32 protein-coding genes are annotated in these 18280 nt (G+C 66.1%); all 32 read left to right on the plus strand.

The genetic code is table 11. The features are described from left to right. Positions 1-2 precede the first annotated feature (2 nt). Complete coding sequence (locus tag VJ923_RS06090) at positions 3-203, plus strand: hypothetical protein (protein ID WP_326439581.1); 201 nt, start codon at positions 3-5, stop codon at positions 201-203. Continuing rightward, complete coding sequence (locus tag VJ923_RS06095; protein ID WP_326439583.1) at positions 200-382, plus strand: DUF4406 domain-containing protein; 183 nt, start codon at positions 200-202, stop codon at positions 380-382. The genes VJ923_RS06090 and VJ923_RS06095 overlap by 4 nt, the downstream gene beginning before the upstream one ends. After that, positions 379-576, plus strand: a complete 198-nt coding sequence (locus VJ923_RS06100; RefSeq protein ID WP_326439585.1) for a hypothetical protein — start codon at positions 379-381, stop codon at positions 574-576. Before VJ923_RS06095 ends, VJ923_RS06100 begins: the two co-directional genes overlap by 4 nt. A 100-nt stretch (positions 577-676) precedes the next feature. Then, entirely contained in the window at positions 677-859 is a 183-nt protein-coding gene (locus VJ923_RS06105; protein ID WP_326439587.1) for a hypothetical protein, read from the plus strand. Next, positions 834-998 (plus strand): hypothetical protein, encoded by a 165-nt coding sequence (locus VJ923_RS06110; protein WP_326439589.1) that lies wholly within the window; start codon positions 834-836, stop codon positions 996-998. Before VJ923_RS06105 ends, VJ923_RS06110 begins: the two co-directional genes overlap by 26 nt. Then, positions 998-1192 carry a hypothetical protein gene (locus VJ923_RS06115; protein WP_326439591.1) on the plus strand — a complete coding sequence of 65 codons (195 nt, stop codon included), beginning with the start codon at positions 998-1000 and terminating at the stop codon, positions 1190-1192. Before VJ923_RS06110 ends, VJ923_RS06115 begins: the two co-directional genes overlap by 1 nt. Next, positions 1165-1386, plus strand: a complete 222-nt coding sequence (locus VJ923_RS06120) for a hypothetical protein (protein WP_326439593.1) — start codon at positions 1165-1167, stop codon at positions 1384-1386. The genes VJ923_RS06115 and VJ923_RS06120 overlap by 28 nt, the downstream gene beginning before the upstream one ends. Then, positions 1383-1583 carry a hypothetical protein gene (locus VJ923_RS06125; RefSeq protein ID WP_326439595.1) on the plus strand — a complete coding sequence of 67 codons (201 nt, stop codon included), beginning with the start codon at positions 1383-1385 and terminating at the stop codon, positions 1581-1583. Before VJ923_RS06120 ends, VJ923_RS06125 begins: the two co-directional genes overlap by 4 nt. After that, positions 1580-1915: a hypothetical protein gene (locus tag VJ923_RS06130; protein WP_326439597.1), complete on the plus strand. Its 336-nt coding sequence runs from the start codon at positions 1580-1582 to the stop codon at positions 1913-1915. The genes VJ923_RS06125 and VJ923_RS06130 overlap by 4 nt, the downstream gene beginning before the upstream one ends. 304 nt (positions 1916-2219) lie before the next feature. After that, entirely contained in the window at positions 2220-2750 is a 531-nt protein-coding gene (locus tag VJ923_RS06135; protein ID WP_326439599.1) for a hypothetical protein, read from the plus strand. A 118-nt stretch (positions 2751-2868) separates the two neighbouring features. Next, the gene (locus tag VJ923_RS06140) at positions 2869-3081 is read left to right on the plus strand and encodes a hypothetical protein (protein ID WP_326439601.1); all 213 of its coding nucleotides are present in this window, start codon (positions 2869-2871) and stop codon (positions 3079-3081) included. A gap of 123 nt (positions 3082-3204) precedes the next feature. Then, positions 3205-3429 (plus strand): HNH endonuclease, encoded by a 225-nt coding sequence (locus VJ923_RS12265; protein ID WP_407651370.1) that lies wholly within the window; start codon positions 3205-3207, stop codon positions 3427-3429. Between the two features lie 199 nt (positions 3430-3628). Further along, positions 3629-4636: a DUF4417 domain-containing protein gene (locus tag VJ923_RS06145; protein WP_326439603.1), complete on the plus strand. Its 1008-nt coding sequence runs from the start codon at positions 3629-3631 to the stop codon at positions 4634-4636. Between the two features lie 3 nt (positions 4637-4639). Further along, on the plus strand, positions 4640-5044 hold the full coding sequence (locus VJ923_RS06150) for a hypothetical protein (protein ID WP_326439605.1): 405 nt from the start codon (positions 4640-4642) through the stop codon (positions 5042-5044). A 53-nt stretch (positions 5045-5097) separates the two neighbouring features. Further along, positions 5098-5496, plus strand: a complete 399-nt coding sequence (locus VJ923_RS06155) for a hypothetical protein (protein ID WP_326439606.1) — start codon at positions 5098-5100, stop codon at positions 5494-5496. Further along, positions 5486-5869 (plus strand): hypothetical protein, encoded by a 384-nt coding sequence (locus tag VJ923_RS06160; RefSeq protein WP_326439608.1) that lies wholly within the window; start codon positions 5486-5488, stop codon positions 5867-5869. The genes VJ923_RS06155 and VJ923_RS06160 overlap by 11 nt, the downstream gene beginning before the upstream one ends. Before the next feature lie 115 nt (positions 5870-5984). Continuing rightward, entirely contained in the window at positions 5985-6203 is a 219-nt protein-coding gene (locus VJ923_RS06165) for a hypothetical protein (RefSeq protein ID WP_326439609.1), read from the plus strand. Positions 6204-6280: 77 nt separating this feature from the next. Then, positions 6281-6667, plus strand: coding sequence for a hypothetical protein (locus VJ923_RS06170; RefSeq protein ID WP_326439611.1), 387 nt, complete (start codon positions 6281-6283; stop codon positions 6665-6667). Then, positions 6606-8048: a hypothetical protein gene (locus tag VJ923_RS06175; RefSeq protein WP_326439613.1), complete on the plus strand. Its 1443-nt coding sequence runs from the start codon at positions 6606-6608 to the stop codon at positions 8046-8048. The genes VJ923_RS06170 and VJ923_RS06175 overlap by 62 nt, the downstream gene beginning before the upstream one ends. After that, complete coding sequence (locus VJ923_RS06180; protein ID WP_326439615.1) at positions 8045-9493, plus strand: phage portal protein; 1449 nt, start codon at positions 8045-8047, stop codon at positions 9491-9493. The genes VJ923_RS06175 and VJ923_RS06180 overlap by 4 nt, the downstream gene beginning before the upstream one ends. Then, positions 9477-10592 carry a VG15 protein gene (locus VJ923_RS06185; RefSeq protein WP_326439617.1) on the plus strand — a complete coding sequence of 372 codons (1116 nt, stop codon included), beginning with the start codon at positions 9477-9479 and terminating at the stop codon, positions 10590-10592. Before VJ923_RS06180 ends, VJ923_RS06185 begins: the two co-directional genes overlap by 17 nt. A 178-nt stretch (positions 10593-10770) precedes the next feature. Beyond that, positions 10771-11274: a hypothetical protein gene (locus tag VJ923_RS06190; RefSeq protein WP_326439619.1), complete on the plus strand. Its 504-nt coding sequence runs from the start codon at positions 10771-10773 to the stop codon at positions 11272-11274. Positions 11275-11286: 12 nt separating this feature from the next. Then, positions 11287-12387, plus strand: a complete 1101-nt coding sequence (locus VJ923_RS06195; protein WP_326439621.1) for a phage major capsid protein — start codon at positions 11287-11289, stop codon at positions 12385-12387. Between the two features lie 2 nt (positions 12388-12389). Next, positions 12390-12773 carry a Gp19/Gp15/Gp42 family protein gene (locus tag VJ923_RS06200; RefSeq protein WP_326439623.1) on the plus strand — a complete coding sequence of 128 codons (384 nt, stop codon included), beginning with the start codon at positions 12390-12392 and terminating at the stop codon, positions 12771-12773. Then, complete coding sequence (locus VJ923_RS06205) at positions 12770-13096, plus strand: hypothetical protein (protein ID WP_326439625.1); 327 nt, start codon at positions 12770-12772, stop codon at positions 13094-13096. Before VJ923_RS06200 ends, VJ923_RS06205 begins: the two co-directional genes overlap by 4 nt. After that, positions 13089-13355: a hypothetical protein gene (locus VJ923_RS06210; protein ID WP_326439627.1), complete on the plus strand. Its 267-nt coding sequence runs from the start codon at positions 13089-13091 to the stop codon at positions 13353-13355. The genes VJ923_RS06205 and VJ923_RS06210 overlap by 8 nt, the downstream gene beginning before the upstream one ends. A 4-nt stretch (positions 13356-13359) precedes the next feature. Further along, a complete protein-coding gene (locus tag VJ923_RS06215; RefSeq protein ID WP_326439629.1) occupies positions 13360-13698 on the plus strand; it encodes a hypothetical protein in 339 nt (112 codons plus the stop codon). Positions 13699-13740: 42 nt separating this feature from the next. Continuing rightward, a complete protein-coding gene (locus VJ923_RS06220; RefSeq protein WP_326439631.1) occupies positions 13741-14334 on the plus strand; it encodes a phage tail tube protein in 594 nt (197 codons plus the stop codon). Continuing rightward, complete coding sequence (locus VJ923_RS06225) at positions 14334-14612, plus strand: hypothetical protein (RefSeq protein WP_326439633.1); 279 nt, start codon at positions 14334-14336, stop codon at positions 14610-14612. Before VJ923_RS06220 ends, VJ923_RS06225 begins: the two co-directional genes overlap by 1 nt. An 11-nt stretch (positions 14613-14623) precedes the next feature. Continuing rightward, positions 14624-14989 carry a hypothetical protein gene (locus VJ923_RS06230; protein WP_326439635.1) on the plus strand — a complete coding sequence of 122 codons (366 nt, stop codon included), beginning with the start codon at positions 14624-14626 and terminating at the stop codon, positions 14987-14989. After that, positions 14979-17786 (plus strand): phage tail protein, encoded by a 2808-nt coding sequence (locus VJ923_RS06235; protein WP_326439637.1) that lies wholly within the window; start codon positions 14979-14981, stop codon positions 17784-17786. The genes VJ923_RS06230 and VJ923_RS06235 overlap by 11 nt, the downstream gene beginning before the upstream one ends. A gap of 9 nt (positions 17787-17795) precedes the next feature. Further along, on the plus strand, positions 17796-18280 hold a 485-nt coding region (locus VJ923_RS06240; RefSeq protein ID WP_326439639.1), incomplete at its 3' end, for a hypothetical protein.

Here is an 18280-nt window from a genome sequence, read left to right on the forward strand (position 1 = left end):
CCATGTGCGAGTACTGCGAGGGAGTGCAGGGCCACGCGATGATCGACAATGGCAGCTTCACGGTGCGGCTCATGCCCAGAGATGGCCGTCTTGGCATCGACCACGAATGCGGGCGCAGCTGCGATCTCTCCTACGACTTTTGCTCCATTCCAGTCAACCACTGCCCCATGTGCGGGCGCGACCTGAGAGGAGGCCGGGCATGAACGAGCTTACCGAGCGCACCCAGAAACCCGGCATCAGGTACCCCGCGCCATACTACGACGGCCTTGCCCTCCTCCCCGGCTGGGAGCAGTCGGAGGGCGCGCGCCTGGAGAAGGCCGTGGCCGAGGCGTGCGGCATACCGTGCAAGACCGTGGACGAGTGGCTGGAGGAGGAGCGATGAGCGACTACATCATCAAGGCCGGCCCCGAAGAGGACGGAACCTACCTGACGCAGTTCCCCGAGCCTCTGGTGCGCTGCCGCGACTGCGGATGGGCCGACGAGACGCCCGAGGGCGGCATGCCGAGGTGCGAGAAGCTGCACAGGCGCGTCCCGTGCGACGGGTACTGCCACCTGGGAGAGAGGAGAGAGCGATGAGCAACATGCGAATGACCGCGAACCACCGGAGGCTGCGCAGCGACGTGGCGGAGGTTCCCGGGGCCGAGCACCGGGAATGGCCGGGAAGGGAGGTGATGGCGTGCCAAGGGGACGCAAGCGCCCGGTAGTGCGCGAGGACGGCAGGCGCTACGAGTCCGTGGAGGCCGCAGCCGACGACGTGCTGGGCGACCAGACGAACATATGCCGCGCCTGCCGCACCGGCTGGTCCGCCTACGGATGGAAGTGGAGGTACGAGGATGGCCCCCGGCGACTGCCCCGATGAGGGCACCGTCATCGACGGCAAGAAGAGCTACTGCGTCCCCTGGGAGCGGTGGGCCGACTGCCGCGAGATGGGCCACTGCACGAGGGAGAGCCTCGTATCGGCGGCACGGAACATAACCAAAAGCGAGGAAGAGGACTAATGGCCACCAATTTCGAGAAGAGCATGGCAACGCCCGAGGGTGCCGCCCTGGTGATCGAGGCGTTCGTAGACGCTTACGTCATGGCCCTGCAAGAGAAGGCCGACAAGGAGTATCCGCTCGCAGGATTGAAGATGTCGGTGGTCAGCGTCGGAAGCGAGGCGCTCAAATGGCTGAAGAGCGAGGCGGCAGGCTGATGGACGACCTGATTCAGTGGGAGCCTCAGGACAGCCAGCACCTCACTGCCAAGGTGGTCATGAGGAACGTGCTCGGCGACGAAGACCCCTACTGGGAGCTGCCGTGCTGCTCTTTTTGCGACGAGGTCGTTCCGGGCGATGCCGACAGGTACTGCCGCAACTGCGGCGCTAAGTTCGAGAAGGGAGATAGATGACTAAGAAGCTTATAACCGTGTGCGACAGGTGCGGTCGAGACATGTCGGAGCACGTAAACGGCGTGTCCATGCGCGTGAAGAGGCATACATCGACCTACGCATCTGACGATATCGTGCGCACCTACGACCTGTGCAAAACATGCGGTACGGCGATGATAGACGTCATAAACGGCGTATTGGACGGTGATGCTGAATGACGGGATTCTACAGGTTCCCCGCCATGGCGAAGCTCGGCGAGTTGACGGGCGAGCAGCAGGCGGAGCACATCGCCCAGGAGGCTGAAGAGGTCTCGGAAGCCCTCGGCGGTATGAAGCGGTGCCACGAGATGGCGTTCACGTCCAACGAGGACATTGACCATGATAAGGCCAAGGAATCCCGCTTGGCCTACGGGATGGAGCTGATGGACGTAATCCATGCCGCCGAGACCGCGCTTCGCATGGAGTTCGAAGATGAAGAGTTAGACGACCTGCGGGAAGCTGTCATCGAGAAGAACCGCGCGCGCGGGTACTACGGAGGCGATGCCCGATGAATGGAACCTGCGAGACGTGCGAGCGCATGAGAACTGTCGGCAAGGGCCGCGACAAGGAACCGGGCGGCGTTTACGCCGTCAGCTTCTGGTGCGATAAGAAAGGGGCGCACACGTCGCCCGGAAATACCTGCGATGAGTGGAAGGGAGGCAAGAAGTGAGCAAGTTCATCGGAGAGGTCGGCGGCGCGGTTATAGCCGCTCTGCTCGTGTTCGCCGCCGTGGCGGTTCTGGTGCGGTTCATTCTGTGGGTCGTTCTGCTATAATCGGCCCTATCCCACACACAACTGAATAGAGAGGCACCGCCCATGGACAGCCAGAGCCGCACCGTTTCCCTGCGCCACATCGACGTTATGCGCGAGGCGGTGAGGAGCTGGCTGTCTGACGTCAGGCGCAGGGAGCGCAGCGTCCGCGACCTTGAGCACCGCATCGCCGAGGCGAGGGCCAGGGTCACGGGGCTCAGGGGAATCGACTACACCAACATGGGGCCTTCGGGCAGCGGAGGGCACGACGCCATGCAGGAGGGCATAGCCGCCATCGAGGAGCTGTGCACCGAGTGGTCCGAGGCCGTGGCCCATGCTGCAGAGTCCATAGCCGAGGCCTACGAGGTCATGGACGCCTGCTCTACGCCGGGGTACGCCGTCATGCGCCACTGCCTTTTGGGCGAGACGTGGGCCGAGGTCGGACGGAGCGTAGGGTACTCCGAGCGCTCCGTGAGGCTCATGAGCGGGAACGGCTACGCCGAGGTGTGGGCCAGGATGCCCGAGCAGGCGAGGCGAGACGCATTCCCCAATTGCGACGCCGACTTGAGGGAAAGTCTGCCGCCCGTTACCGCCTGAGCAGTGCTATTCTGATATCGGCGGAAACCGCGCGACGGGGACGCCGCAAGAGAAAAAGGAAGAAAAGAGGCCGCTTCTCCGGGTAAGGAGGGCGGCTTTCTCATTGAAGGGGCGCTATATGGTCACCGAGGAGTACATGGCAAGTTCCGCAGCGCACTGGTTCAGGCGCAAGGGCACCGAGATGGCCCGCGCCATGTTGAGGGCGCTCGGAATCCCGTACACGGAGAGGGCACCGCATATCGGCGTCCCCATCGAGGAGAGCCGCTACATGGAGATCATGGAGTGCTTCGAGAACTCGGGAAGCCCCATGGACGGCATCTTCGCCGTATAGGGGGCATATATAGGGGCCGTATGCAAGGGCCTATATACAGGCCGTATATAAGGGGGGTATATGGGCAACCCCAGGAGAACCAACGGAAGCAGAAGGACTAAGCTCAGGAACAGGGTCAGGGCCATGGGCCTCCCGTGCCACATATGCGGCATGCCCATAGACTACTCCCTTCCCCCGGGCGATCCCATGTCCTACGAGCTGGACGAGATACTGCCCGTGTCCAAGGGCGGCAGCCCGTACGATCCGGACAACGTGGCCCCCTCCCACCGCCTGTGCAACCAGAGGAAGGGAAACAGGACTCAAGACGCTCCCGCGCCCCCCAGGCTCCCGCTGAGCCGCAGATGGTGACACAGGGGCCTCGGATCGGCTCCCAGCGCCTCGGGCGCGGAAAAGGAAGGGGGGCGACCCCCTCCCTCCGGGGCCTGGGCCACCCCCGCGGCATAGGGCCTATCCCCCCGCTGGCGAAAATTTATCCACGGGAGGGCTAGTCCCTAGCAAACCCGTAGCAAACCGATAGCAAGCGCCTAGCTTCGACGGGAGGTGCCGGATGCGCATAGCGGACATGATTCCCTACGAGCGCAACGCCTGGGACAACGCGGCGGGGGTGCCCGCCATCGCCGAGTCCATCCGCGAGTTCGGCTTCCGGGGCAAGATCAAGCTGCGCAGCCGCGAGAACCCCGTCATCGTGTCGGGGCACCACCGCGTGATGGCGCTGAAGTCGCTCGGATGGGACGAGCTTCCCGACGAGCACATAGAGTTCTGCGACGACCTCACCGACGACGAGGTTGCGGCGTTCAGGCTCGCCGACAACAAGACGGGCCAGGGCGGCAAGTGGAACCGCGCCCTTGAGCGCGAGGAGATCCGCAGGCTCGCCAAGAAGGTCGATATGTCCAAGCTGGGCTTCGACTTCAAGGCCAAGGCCAAGCCCTACGGTGCCGAGCGGCTGCGAACCGATGACGCGTACAACCTCCGCGAGGTTAGCGCCCTGCATTGCGCGGGCCGCTACGATATGCCGACTATTGAACCGTGCGACTTCGCCCCTACGGCGCTGCTGCCGTTCAACTACGCCAAGACCGCGAAGGACAAGGCCCAGACGCTCCACTTCTTCATCGACGATTACCAGTTCGAGAGGCTGTGGGCCAACCCGGCCAAGTACCTTGAGCTGATCCTGTCGTTCGAGGCCGTGCTGACGCCGGACTTCTCGCTCTACATGGACATGCCGCTGCCGATGCAGCAGTGGAACGAGTACCGCCGCCGCGCCCTGGGCAACTTCTGGCAGAGGGCCGGGGCGAACGTCGTCCCCACGCTCTCCTGGACGGACGGGCGCAGCTACGGCTTCTGCTTCGACGGCCTTCCCAGGCACTCGACCGTGGCGGTGTCCACCGTCGGCGTGAAGGGCGACGGGGCGGCCATGGACGTTTGGAGGCGCGGCATGGCAGAGGCCTTGCACGTCTTGGAGCCGTCGCGGGTCATCGTGTACGGCGGATTGTTGGACTTCGACTTCGGCAGCGCCGAGGTCATGGACTTCGCGGCAAACGCCGCGTTCGGGAGGTAGCTCATGGGCGGAAGAGGCGCTAGGAGCGCATCGTCGGGCGTGTCCATGGAGATCGACGCCAGGAACGCCATCAAGGGCCTCGGGATGAACCCCGACGCCAAGATCGTCCCCGGCAAGTACTCCAAGACCGTCGCCGCCGCCCATGCCGAGATCGCGAGCTGGGCCTACGACGGCGGCGCTGGCAGCCCGCAGGTGGGCAACCTCTCCAAGAAGACCAGGGAGAGCGCCTCGTCCCTCGAAAGGGAGAAGTTCGCGCAGGCGGCCAAGGGCTTTATGTCGGGCGGCCGGTGGTTTGCCGATCCTTCCAAGGGCATCACGGCCGAGGAGGCCAAGCGTCGGAACTCGCAGGAGTGGGAGCGCCGCAAGAGGGCGCACCGGCTCACCATGGAATACCTGGGGGCCTCGTAATGGGCGGTCGCGGCGCGAGGAGCGCATCCGGAGTCGGCGGCAACGTGTCTGCGATGTCGGACGCCGCGCTCAAGCAGGAGCGCGCCGAGCTGGCGGCCAAGGACAAGCAGCTCGCCGAGAGGATGCGGCAGCTCCAAATGGATATGCGCGAGGAGCTGATCCGCACTGGTGACGACGCCGACGCTCGCGGCAAGTGGAACGAGGCGCGGAAGCAGAGGCAGGCCGGGACGGCCCGCATGAGCGAGATCGAGGCCGAGCAGATGCGCCGCGAGAAGGCGAAGCCGGAGTACCAGAAGGCCGTGCGCGACGAAGAAGCGCGGAGGCGGCAGGAGCGCCACGCTGCCGACCGGTTCAATCGGCTGAGCAACACTACATACGAGCAATTCGACCGCCGCGAGACTGAGGCGGTTACGGGTTGGATGAGCGGGAAGAGGGCTCGCCGTGGGCGGTAGGGGCGCGTCCAGCGGTTCCAGCAAAGCCGGAAACCGGTACGGCAGCCAGTACAGAACCCTGGCATCTGACGGCGATTTGAAGCTAGTTGTCGCGAACAGCAAAGAAGCCGAGACTCTTGTGGAGTCCATGACCCCTGGTCGTATCTACGCCGTGGTCAATCAGAAGAACGGAAACCTGAAGTCGGTTATTTTCAACGGCGGCGACGGTAAGCGTGCCAAGCGCGTAGACCTCGACCATTTTCACGAGAAAAAGAAGCCTCACGCGCACGACGGCTACCTCGATGGCGTGTTCAGGGGCGACCTTACCCAAGAAGAATCCGCGGTCGTTGACAGGGCCATCTCACTGTGGGAGACTTACAGGCGCAAGACGTAGCTCAGGAGCAGAGCACCCCGCAAGGGGAGACCCCGCGTGGCGAGTCCGGGCGCTTGCGGCGAACCGCCCTCCGGGGCGGTTTTCTTTTGAGCGCATTAAGCAAAGGAGCGATCTAATGGGATTCAGAATGCAGAGAACTCTCGTCTGCGACCGCTGCGGGGCGTCGATCCCCGCCGATGACGAGGTGACGGCCAGCTTCGAGTTCTCCCGCAAGTTCCCCGGATGGGAGCAGGTGGCGGGAGATCGGGCGCTGTGCCCCGAGTGCGCCCCAGGGTACGACCTCCTCATCGCCCGCCACAAGGTGGAGCTTGAGGACTACATAGCGGGAGCTTAGCTAACCGCAAGCAACCGAATAGCAAACTGCAAGCCGTCCTTCGGGGCGGCTTTTTTCATGCCCGGAGGAGGTGCGCCGTGATCGAGAAGCCGGCGGCCATCGCCGCAAACGCCGTCAAGTCGGCCAAGTGGGACGAGATCACCGAGGGGCGCGACTTCCAGGCCGCAGACGCCCCCGTCCTCTCCATGCTGTGCCACTGGTTCGCCGTCATGGAGCAGTGCATAGAGGACATGGACGACATGGACGGCCAGCTCGTCTACTCGAACCGTATGGAGGACGTGAAGCCCATCCCCCAACTGGACATCATGAAGAAGGCCAGCGCGGAGATACGCCAGCTCAACAAGCAGCTCGGCATCCGCGACGAGAAGGCTCCCGAGCCTAAGCGGGAGGTGAGCATCATCCATGTCCTGCACCAGGATAGGCAGTCAAGAGCCGCGAATCACCGTAGAGCCTCCGCAGGTTGACACCGACGGGGGCGACGCCGCATGGCTCGCCGCGCAGTGCGGCCTCACGCTGGACGAGTGGCAGGAGACCGTCATCCGCTCGTGGCTCGGGCGCGACGAGTACGACCGCTACACGTCGATCTCGTGCGGGCTGTCCGTGCCGCGCCAGAACGGCAAGAACGCGATCCTCGAAGCTCGCGAGCTGTACGGCCTGGCCGTGCTGGGCGAGAAGATCCTGCACACGGCCCACCGCGTGGACACGGCCCGAAAGTCGTTCCTGCGCCTCGTCAAGTACTTCGAGGGGCCGGGGGCCAACCCCGACCTCTCGGAGATGGTCGTGTCAATCCGCAAGACCAACGGCCAGGAGTCGATCGCGCTGTCCAACGGCGGCTCCATCGAGTTCTCAAGCCGCGTCAACGGCGGGGCGCGAGGCTCAACCTACGATGTCGTGGTATTCGACGAGGCCCAGGAGCTTACGGACGACCAGATGGAGGCGATCATGTCCACCATGGCCGCCGCGCCGTCGGGCAACCGCCAGCTCATATTCACGGGCACCCCTCCGTCCCCGGTGTCGCCCGGCACGGTGTTCCGCAAGAAGCGCAAGACGGCCCTCTCGGGGGACGACAAGCGGTGCTGCTGGCACGAGTGGTCGGTGGCCGAGGTGGGCGACGTGTCCGACAAGGAGCGGTGGTACGAGACCAACCCGGGCATGGGCATCCGCCTGGACGAGGACTTCACCGAGAGCGAGCTGAACACGCTATCGCGCGAGGGCTTCGCCCGCGAGCGCCTGGGATGGTGGAGCGACGAGGCGGGCGGCAACCCCGCGCTGTCCAAGACCAAGTGGGCCGAGTGCGAGGCGAACCCAGTGCCCGAGCAGACCGACGGCGAGCGGGTGGCCTACGGGGTGAAGTTCGCCGCAGACGGGCAGTCCTACGCTCTTTCGGCGGCGGCGAAGCCCAAGGACGGCCCCGTGCTCGTGGAGTGCCTGGAAGTGGGCACCACGTCCAACGGCACGACAGCGCTCGCCAACTGGATCATCGAGCGAAAGAACGTGTGCACAATCTGCGTCATAGACGGGAAGTCGAACACGGCGACCCTTGAGCGGAAGCTCCTGGACGGCGGGTTCCCCAGGCGGGGGATCAAGGTCGCCAGCCCCGCCGAGGTGATCGCGGCGGCATCGATGACCAAGGACGCCGTGGACGAGGGGGCGCTGATCCACTCCGGGCAGCCTACCCTCACCGAGTCCGCAGTAGCCGCGCAGAAGCGCGAGATAGGCTCCGGCGGCGGCTGGGGCTTCGGTGACGGCGAGGTGCCCTGCGGCCCCATCGAGAGCGCGTCGCTCGCGCTCTGGGGCGTGAAGACGACGAAGAGGAGACCGGGAAGGAAGGCGAGGAGTCTATGACCTACGACATTCCCCATGCGTCGGCCGTCACGGGCCTGACGGAGGCGGAGCTTGCCGACTTCAACGCCCTTCTGGCGGTCTGGTGGCGCAAGCGCGCGAAGAATCTTGTGCGCGAGCGCTACTACAACGCACACAACAGGCTCAAAGACCTCGGCATCGCCATCCCGCCCCCGCTCAAGTGCATCAAGACGGTGGTATCGTGGCCCGAGAAGGCCGTTGACTACATCGCAGACCGCTGCATCCTTGAGGGCTTCGTCATGGAGGGGCGCGACAAGTGCCCGGAGCTTGACGAGGCCCTGGCCGAGAACGACTTCATATCCGTCTACGCCCAGGCCGTGAAGGACTGCATGGTGTCCTCCGTGGCGTTCCTCGCCGTGACGGCGGGAGGTGCCGGGGAGCCGAGGGCCATGATGACTGCGCACTCCGCGAGGGACGGCGCAGCGCTCTGGAACGACAGGCTCAACCGCATCAGATGCGCCCTGCTCGTCGTCGAGTTCGACTACGACCGCGACGGCAGGATCAAGGGGCCTCTGACCATGAACCTCCACGAGCCGGGGGTGGTGATCGTCCTGCGGAAGGCCCGCAACGGGCGCTATGTGGTGGAGAGGCGCATGGAGCACGCCCAGCCGTGGCCGCTGGTGGAGGCCATCCGCTACAAGCCGCGCTTGGGGAGGCCCTTCGGGCGAAGCCGCATCTCTCCGGCCGTCATCGCGACCACGGACGAGGCCGTGCGCGAGCGCCTTCGGTCAGCCGTTTCAGCGGAGTTCTTCACCGCTCCGCAGAAGTACATCCTGGGCGCGGAGGACTCCATCTTCGCCGAGAAGAGCAAGTGGGAGCAGTACATAGGCCAGTGGTTGGCCATAACCAAGGACGAGGACGGCGACATTCCCCAGGTGGGCCAGTTCTCGCAGGGGTCGATGCAGCCCCACACCGAGTACATGAGGCAGCTCGCCGCCGAGTTCGCGGGGGAGACGGGGGTTCCCATTTCCAGCCTGGGCGTCATCCACGACAACCCGGCCAGCGCGGACGCCATCTTCGCGGCCAAGGAGGACGCCATCATCGACGCGGCGAACTTCAACCGCGACAACGCGTCGGCCCTGGCGAGGATCGGCAAGCTCGCCCTGGCCGTCACCAAGGGAGTCTCGGCGTCCGATCTGGACGATGCCGAGAAGACCATCATGCCGCGCTTCCGCAGCCCCGACCGTCCGAGCGTCGCGAGCACGACATCGGCGATGATCCAGCAGGCGTCCGTGCTTCCCTGGCTCGCCGAGTCGCGCGTGATGCTGGAACAGCTCGGCTACGACGAGGCGCAGATCGTGCGGCTGTTGTCCGACAAGGCGAAGGCCGAGGCGAGGGCGATGATCGCCCAGCAGATGGCCGGCGAGAAGCCGAGGCCCGAGGACGACGACAGCGCCGGGGAGGCCGACGATGGCGACGCTTCCTAGGGAGATCATCGACTCCTACACCGGGAGGCTGAACGCACTGTCGGCCGCCGCCCGCCGGGTCGTGGCCGCGCAGCTCGCGCAGATCGAGTACGAGGACATCGCCGACCTCCGCGAGAAGGTCATAGCGATCCTGGAACCCGTCTGCGCCGCCTCGTCGGACACCGCCGCCGCCTACGCCGCAGAGTTCTACGACGAGGTTCGCGATGCCCAGGCCGGAGCCGTCCTCGGTGCCGAGGCCGTGAGCGCCCACAGCGCCGAGGCCACCGCCGCCGCAGTGAGGGCCATGGTGCAGGTGGTCGTTGACGGCAAGCCTTGGGACCAGTTCGCCCGCCAGGTCGAGGATCGCGCCGACTACGAGGTGAAGCGGTCGGCGGGGGAGTGCGTCAAGGCCAACGCCGCCCGCGACCCCCTGCGCCCCAAGTGGGCCAGGGTGCCGAGCGGGGCCGAGACGTGCGGCTTCTGCCTGATGCTCGCCAGCCGAGGCTTCGCCTACGCGAGCGAGAAGTCCGCATCGGAGAAGGCAGAGGGCGGCCACTACCACCCCAACTGCGACTGCCGCATAGTGCCGGGGTTCCCGGGCATGGAGGTCGAGGGATACGACCCCGCCGAGCTTTACCGCCGGTGGAGGAGAGATGAGAGGGACAGAGAAATGCGCAAGGAGATCAGGCAATTCCTCGGTGACGGTGCCTCGGGCGTCGCCAATTTCGAGACGCGCGTGATCGAGCCGCACGAGTTCAGGGCCTATAAGGCGCTGATGGGAGACGGACGCGACTTCACGGTGAAGGCGGTTGACGCTGATGCCCGCAGGCGCGGCAAGGCATCCCCTGATCTGCTCATGGGCGAACACCGCTACGAACTGAAGTGCCCGGACGGTGCCAATGAGAAGAAAACCGTCACGAGGAACATCAATCGTGCCATCGAGCAGATGAAGAACGCCGATCCCCCGGCGAGGTCAATCCGCGTCGTGCTCAGCGCGATGGAGACGCCTCTTTCACGCGACAACGTTATGCACTATGCGAAGAAGAAGATGACAGAAGGCGAAATCGACGAACTGATCCTTGTTATGTCTGAGTCAGAAGTCGTGACGCTGAAAAAGTAGAAGGAGCTTCCCATTGCCCTCCTTATTCAGGCGGGGGGGTGGCTCCTTCACGACGAATTATACCACGGAATCAAGCGCCTACGGGCGCTTTTTTCATGCCTGGATTCGGGCGACCTACTCATTGCGCGGGAGGCATCCGCGCACCGACACCGGCTGGGGCCGGGGAAAGGGGCATTCCATGTCCGAAAACACCGCTAACGCGGGAACCACTCCCCAAGGGGAGGGCGCCAACGAGAACCCCGCCATGGAGGGCTCTCAGCCCAAGACGTTCACCCAGGAGGAGGTGAACGCCCTCATGGGAAAGACGCGCAAGGAGGAGCGGGCCAAGTTCGCCAACTACGACGACTACAAGGCCGCCGCCGAAAAGCTCAAGCAGATCGAGGAGAAGGACAAGACCGACCTCCAAAAGGCGACCGAGAGGGCCGATGCCGCAGAGGCGAGGCTCGCCGAGCGCGAGGCCGCCGATGCCATCGCCAAGGCCGCCCGCGAGGTGGCGAAGGCCACGGGGGTTCCCGTCGAGGCCCTGCGCGGGACGACCCGCGAGGAGATCGAGGCCCACGCCGAGGTGTTGAAGCCCTTCTTCGCCAAGGACGCCGCGCCGAGCGTGAACACCGGCTCCCCATCCACGGAGGAGAAGGGGAGCGGCGACCCGCTGCGCGACGCGATCAACCAAATGCTCTAGAAAGGAATCCGAATGGCTTACAACGACATCCAGGGACGCGCCGACCTCACCGACGTGCTGCTTCCCGACCAGATCATCAAGGAGATCATCGCCGAGGCCCCCAAGTCCTCCGTGCTGCTCTCCCGCGCCAAGAAGGTGCGCCTGTCCGCCAAGAAGGCCAAGCAGTCGGTGCTCGCCACGCTGCCCGAGGCCTACTGGGTCAACGGCGACACGGGCCTGAAGCAGACCACCAAGAGCACCTGGAAGAACATCAACATCACCGCCGAGGAGCTGGCCGTCATCGTGCCGATCCCCGATGCCCTCCTGGACGATGCCGACGTGCCGCTGTGGGACGAGGTGAAGCCGCTGCTGGTGGAGGCCATCGGCAAGAAGGTTGACGCCGCCGGCATCTTCGGCGACGACAAGCCCGACTCCTGGCCGGAGGCCATCGTGCCCTCCTGCATCACCGCCGGAAACGTCGTGCATCGCGGCGGCAAGGATCTCGGAGTTGATGTGGCCGACGCGGGCAAGCTGCTCGCCGAGCAGGGGTTCGGCATCAACGGTTTCGCCTCGAAGCCCGGCATGCAGTGGGAGCTTGTGGGCCTGCGCAACGCCAACGGCGATCCCATCTACACCCAGTCCCTCTCCGGCGCTCCGCAGTCGGGCCTGTACGGCTACCCGCTGAACGAGGTCACCACGGGCGTGTGGGACGCCGAGAAGGTGGACATCCTCGCGGGCGATTGGAACAAGTTCGTCATCGGCATCCGCCAGGACATCACCTACGACCTGTTCAAGGAGGGCGTCATCTCCGACGAGAACGGCAAGGTGCTCCTGAACCTCATGCAGCAGGACTGCAAGGCCCTGCGCGTGGTGTTCCGCGTCGGATTCCAGGTGGCTGTGCCGGTGACCCGCCTGGGCGGCAAGTACCCCGCCGCCATCGTCGCCCCGGCCGCCGAGGCCGCCGCCCTCTCCGATGACTTCCCGGTGGAGCCGGCCGCCCCCGAGTCGGTGGGCGACAAGTCCACCAAGGCCGAGCTTGAGGCCTACGCCGCCGCCAACGGCATCGACCTCTCCGGCTGCTCCAACAACGCCGAGCGCCTGGCCGCCATCCGCGCCGCCGAGGGAGCGGAGTAGCCGTGGGGGCCTACGCCGAGGCCTCCGACCTTGAGGACAGGTGGAGGCCCCTCTCCCCAGACGAGCAGGCCCGCGCGAAGGTGCTGCTCATGGACGCCGCCGAGATCCTGGACGCCGAGTGCGAACGCTGCGGGCGCGATCACAAAACCGTGTCCGCGCAGCTGAAGAAGCAGGTGTCCTGCTACATGGTGCGGCGCGTGATGGCTGCGGGAACCGGGGCCGACGTGTCCCAGCTCGGCGTCACCGTCGGGCCGTTCTCGCAGCAGCAGACCTTCGCGAACCCCGCCGCGAACCTGTACGTCAGCCCCGACGAGCGGCGGCTGCTCGGCATCCCCAAGCGCCGCCAGCGCATCGGATCGGTGCCGTCCTACGGGGGCGCGGAATGAGGGGCGAGGCCGTCCTTGTGGCGGTCTCCTGTGGCTCGGAGACCGACGCCCTGGGCGACGAGGTGCCGCAGACGCGGGCCGTCGAGGTCGGCAACGTGCTCGTAGCGCCCGGGGCCGCGTCGGGCACCGGCGGGGACAACCGCCCCGACGGGAGGTGGGAGCGTTACACGCTCTACTTGCCCGAAGACTGGGACGGCGACGTCTCCGGGGGCACCGTAACCGTTCGAGGGACGGTCTGCCGCGTGGTCGGCGTCCCGGCGCACTGGCCCGACAGCCCAACCGGGTGGCGCTGGGTTGTGGAAGTGGAGGCGACCCATGGGTGACAAGTGCAAGTTCGTATGGAACCGCGATGGGGCCGAGGCCCTGCTGCGCTCGGCGGGCGTCCAGGACGACCTCATGGCCCGAGGCAAGCGCATCAAGGATCGCGCCGACTCGTCCACGGGTGCCAAGTTCGCCCTCAAGAAGCGCAAGGGGCGCAAGGGCGGCCGCCCCTACGTGGTCGTGGCCGCCAACTCCCGCCACGCCAAGGCGAAGAACGCCCGCCGCAACACGCTGCTGAAGTCCATCGACGCGGGGAGGTGACCCCATGGACGCCGAGGAATCCATGATCGCCCACCTGCGCGAGGCCCTGGGCGTCCCGTGCTCGTCCGACGTGCCAAAGAAGCGCCCCGCGTCCTTCGTGACCGTGGAGCGCACGGGAGGGGGCGACGACGGGTTCACCGACGACGCCTCGCTCGCCGTCCAGTGCTGGGGGCCGACGAAGGCCGACGCCCACGCGCTCGCCCTGCGGGCCAGGGCCGCCCTTCCCGACTGGGAGGAGCTGGACGGGGCCGTGTCCTGCTCGTGCGAGTCGCTCTACTCGTTCCCGGGCGAGGGCGGCGAGCCGCGCTACCAGCTCACGGTGGCGGCGAGAACCTACATCTGACCGACGGGGGCGCAAGGCCCCCTCTCTTTTCCAGGAGGAAGAATGGCAAGGAAGAAGAACCCAGACCTCGTGTCGGCGGGCAAGCCGAAGTCCGGCGGTGCCGTCTTCATCGCCCCTGCGGGCACGACCGTCCCCACCGACGCCCTCACCGAGCTTCCCGAGGACTACAAGTGCCTCGGCTGCATCTCCGAGGACGGCGTGGTGAACACCCAGTCCACCGAGTCCGAGGACTTCAACGACTGGGAGGGCGACACGGTGGACACCTCCACCACCAAGTACTCCGAGACGCTCCAGATGACGTTTTTGGAAGCGGTCAACCCCGACGTGCTGGCATACATCTACGGCGACTCGCACGTCCACATGACCGAGGGGGGCGGCATCCACATCGAGCACACGGGCGACGACCGCGACGAGTGCGTACTGGTGGTGGACACGATCCTCAAGAACAAGCGCATCAACCGCCTCGTCGCGCCGCGCTCCATCGTGGGCGAGATCGGCGACGTGTCCCGCAAGCGCAACGAGCTGATGGGCTACCAGGCCACCATCAAGACGCTCGTAGATGACGGCGGGGTGCCCGTCCACGAGTACATCGACGAGATCAAGAAGACGCCCGCCGCGCCGGAGGTGACCGAGTAATGGCCAAGAAGAAGGATTCGCTCGTCGATGTCGAGTGCATGGGCATCGGGGTCACCATCGACACCGACCGCTTCGACGACATCGAGCTGATCGACATGATGGACGACGTTCAGGACGGCGACCCCCTCAAGGTCGGAAAGATCCTCAAGAAGATCCTCGGTAGCGACTGGAAGCGCGTCTACGACGGCCTGCGCGACGAGCGCGGCGTGGTGCCCGCCTCCAAGGCCATGAAGTTCTTCGGCGAGGTCATGGAGGCGGCGGGGGCAAAAAACTCCTAGCGCTCTCCTCGATGATGTCCCGGTACCCCGACGAGCTGAGGGCCGACTTCCAGCAGTACTACGGGCTGAACATCGACGGCATGGGCACCGACTACTCGGTGACCCACGCCGCCGTGCTCGCCGTGATGCTGCCCCTCGGGGCGCGGGTGCCCTCCAAGGCAGACCCGTCCCTGGAATGGAGCCTGGATCGCCAGATCGCCGCCGCCACCGCCAACGCGGTGCGCGACCTGCACTGGGCCATGGCCGGGGGCGGGGAGGCCGACAGGCCGGAGAGGATCGGGCCGCCCGCGCGCAAGCGGGAGGACATCGAGGAGATATACGCGGAGGACTACATAGAGGAGCTTGCGAGGCTGAGGGGAGGCGATTATGGCGACTGAGATCGGAACCGCCTACGTGGCCATCGTGCCTTCGCTCAAGAACGCGAACAAGGTCATCGAGCAGCAGATCCAGGGCGGCTCCATCGGCAAGCAGATCGGCCGGGCCATAGGGTCGGGGGTGTCCGACAACGCGGGCAGCGGCCTCAAGAGGGCCGGGGCGCTCGCATCGGGCACGTTCGGCAAGATCGCCAAGGCCGGCGCAGGCGCGTTCGCGGGCATAGGAACGGTGCTCGCGGGCCTCGCGGCCAAGGGCGGGATGACCCGCGCCCTGAACCTTGAGCAGGCCCAGCAGATGTTCAAGGGCATGAAGCTCGACTGGGCCGACTACAAGGACACCGTGAACGCCGCCGTGGACGGCACGGCCTTCTCGCTCGACCAGGCGGCGCTCGTGGCCGCGAACCTTGCCGCATCCGGCGTGGCCGCCGGAGACGACATGAGGCGGGCGCTGGACGCCTGCACGGGCACCGCCGCCACCTTCGGGCGCGACCTGGGGGACATCGGTGGCATCTTTCAGAAGGTCGCCGCCCAGGGCAAGATAAGCGGCGAGACGGTGCAGCAGTTCGCCGACCGTGGCGTGAACGTCACCGCCATCCTGTCCGAGGCCCTGGGGAAGTCCTCCGAGGAGATCAAGGACATGGTGTCCAAGGGCAAGATCGACTTCAAGACGTTCTCGGATGCCATGTACGATGCCTTCGGCGACTCCGCCTCGGCGGCCAACGAGACGTTCAGCGGCTCCATGGCGAACATGAGGTCTGCGATCTCCCGCATCGGCGAGAAGTTCATGACTCCGATCAAGGACAACGCCGTTCCGGTGTTCAACTCGGTTCGCCTCGCCCTGAACCAGGTCAACAAGGCGCTCCAACCCGTGGCCGACAGGTTCTCGCAGCTCGCCGACGTGGCGGGCGGCAAGATCGTCGCAGCCTTCGACGGGTTCACCAAGCGGATGGAGGACGGCGCGTCCGTCATCGAGGCCGTCAAGGGCGGCCTTGAGGACGTGTTCGGTGCCGATATCGTCTCAAAGGCCGAGGGGCTTGTGGCCGCCGTCGGGGGCCTCGCGGCCCTCGGCCCCGTGCTGAAGCTGGCGGGCGAGGGCGTGAGCATCGCCGCAAAGGGCTTCGACGCCTTCAACGGCGTGGCCGGCCCGGTCGTGTCCGCTCTCGGCGACGGGGCATCGAAGGCGCTCGACTTCGCCAAGAACCTGGGCGGTGCTGGCCTGGACGCCGTGAAGGTGTTCGGGAAGAGCCTGTCCCACGGGTTCATCCCGCAGAGCGCCTTCGATGACCTCTACGGCTTCGTGGACGACGTTCGCCAGGGGCTTTCCGGCGCTGGCGGCGTCATCGCCGATGCGCTCGGCAACGTGCGCGGCGCTGTGGCCGAAAGGCTTTCCGACGTGGGCGAGGTCGTGGACAACGCCCTGGGCGGCATCCCCGGCCGCATCGGCGGCGCTCTCGGGAACATCCGGGGCGTCCTCGGCGAGTCCGTGGGCAACGCCGTGACCGAGTTCAAGAACAAGTTCAACATCGGCTCACACGCCGAGGGCGAGGGCTCGAAGCTCTCCGCCGTGTTCGGCAAGATCAAGGGAGCGGCGGGCAACATGGGCGGCGTGCTCGTGAAGGCCGCAGGCGGACTGACCGCCGTGGCGGGCGGCCTGCTCACCGCAGGGTTCGCCGCCGTGGCGTCGGGCATGGACCTTGAGGCCGCGAGCCAGCAGTTCATGGAGAAGATTCAGCTCATCACCCAGAACCTCCCGGCCATGGCCGAGCAGTTCGTGGGCCTGCTGCCCTCCGTGGTGTCGCAGCTCACCGCCGCCATGCCGTCGCTCGTCGGCGCGTTCACAACTGCGATGTCGACCATCGTCCAAGCGCTCCCGACAATCCTGCCGCAGCTCTCCACGGGGCTTGCCCAGATGGTCGTGTCACTCGCGCCGGTGCTCGTTGAGATGGCCCCCATGCTGCTCGATGCGGGAATGCAGCTGTTCACGGCCATCGTGAACTCGCTGCACATCATCATCCCCGTGCTCATCGCGCAGCTGCCTGTGCTTGTTGAGAATGTGGCGAACGTCCTGTGCAACAACCTGCCAACTCTGCTCGACGCCGGATTGACCCTGTTCATGGCCCTAGTGAACGCGTTCATCACCATGCTGCCGCGCCTCATTGAGAAGCTGCCCGACCTCATCATCAGGGTGACGGGCAAGCTCGCGAGCTTCGGGCCGAAGCTGCTGCAGGCTGCGGGGACGCTGTTCAGAAAAATCTGCGAGGCCATCCCGAAGATCGTTCCGGCCGTGCTCTCCGCCCTGGGGAACCTGCTCTCGCAGCTCCCCGGGAAGATCGTCAGCTTCGCCGGGAGGATGGGCACTGCGGCGAAGGATATGCTGCGCGGCATGGTCAACGGTCTGGCCGACGCGGGCAAGTGGGTCATCGACAAGATAGGCTCCATATGCAGCGACGCCCTTGGCGCCGTGAAGAGCTTCTTCGGCATCGCGTCGCCCTCGAAGGTCATGCGCAAGATGTTCCGCTTCGTCGGAGACGGCATGGTGCTCGGCCTCGGAGACAAGGCCGACGCCATCACCGGTGCAATGAAGGGGGCCGTGTCAGGAGCGCTTGGCGTCGCCAAGTCGTTCAGCCCAGAGCTGAACTTCGCCGCGCGCGGCACCGCGAAAGTAAACCTCGGCTGGGGCACCGACCCCGCCACGGGCGGGGCCAAGACGCCCTCGCCGAACCAGACATTCAATATCTACTCGGACGACCCCGAGCAGGTGGCGGCGCTCGTTGCCGCCCGCCAGCGCCGGGGATGGTAGGGAGGTGCCATGAGGTTCACCGTTGAGGCGGAGGGCTGCGATCCGGTAGTCCTCCGCACGGCCAGGGACGGCCAGCGCGGCTGGTTCCTGACCAATCTGGACGGCTGGCACGGCACACCCGCCCCGAGGGAGGGGGCCGTGGAGGCCCAGGGGCGCGACGGCGACCTGTGGCCCGTGGCCCTCACCCAGGGGCCGCGCACCGTGACGCTCTCCGGCTACGCCAAGTGCGAGAGCGCCCTGGACGCGGACAGGGCCGTGGCCCTGCTGAACGGCCTGTTCGGCAAGCGTCTGAAAGTCACGGGCGAGGGCGCGGGCGGCAGGAGGACGGTGCACGGCTTCCTCGCCGACGACCCCTCGCCCAGGCTCCTGGGCGGCGAGTCCAAGCTGGCCTTCGATCTGATCGTCACGTGCCCCGATCCCGTAAAGCGGGGAGATCCGGTGCGCTACACCGCATCGGGCGGCAAGTGCGCCGTCCGCAACGATGGGAACACCGG

It is taken from the genome of Adlercreutzia shanghongiae (assembly GCF_035830635.1).
In the GTDB taxonomy this organism is placed as follows: Bacteria; Actinomycetota; Coriobacteriia; order Coriobacteriales; family Eggerthellaceae; genus Adlercreutzia; species Adlercreutzia shanghongiae.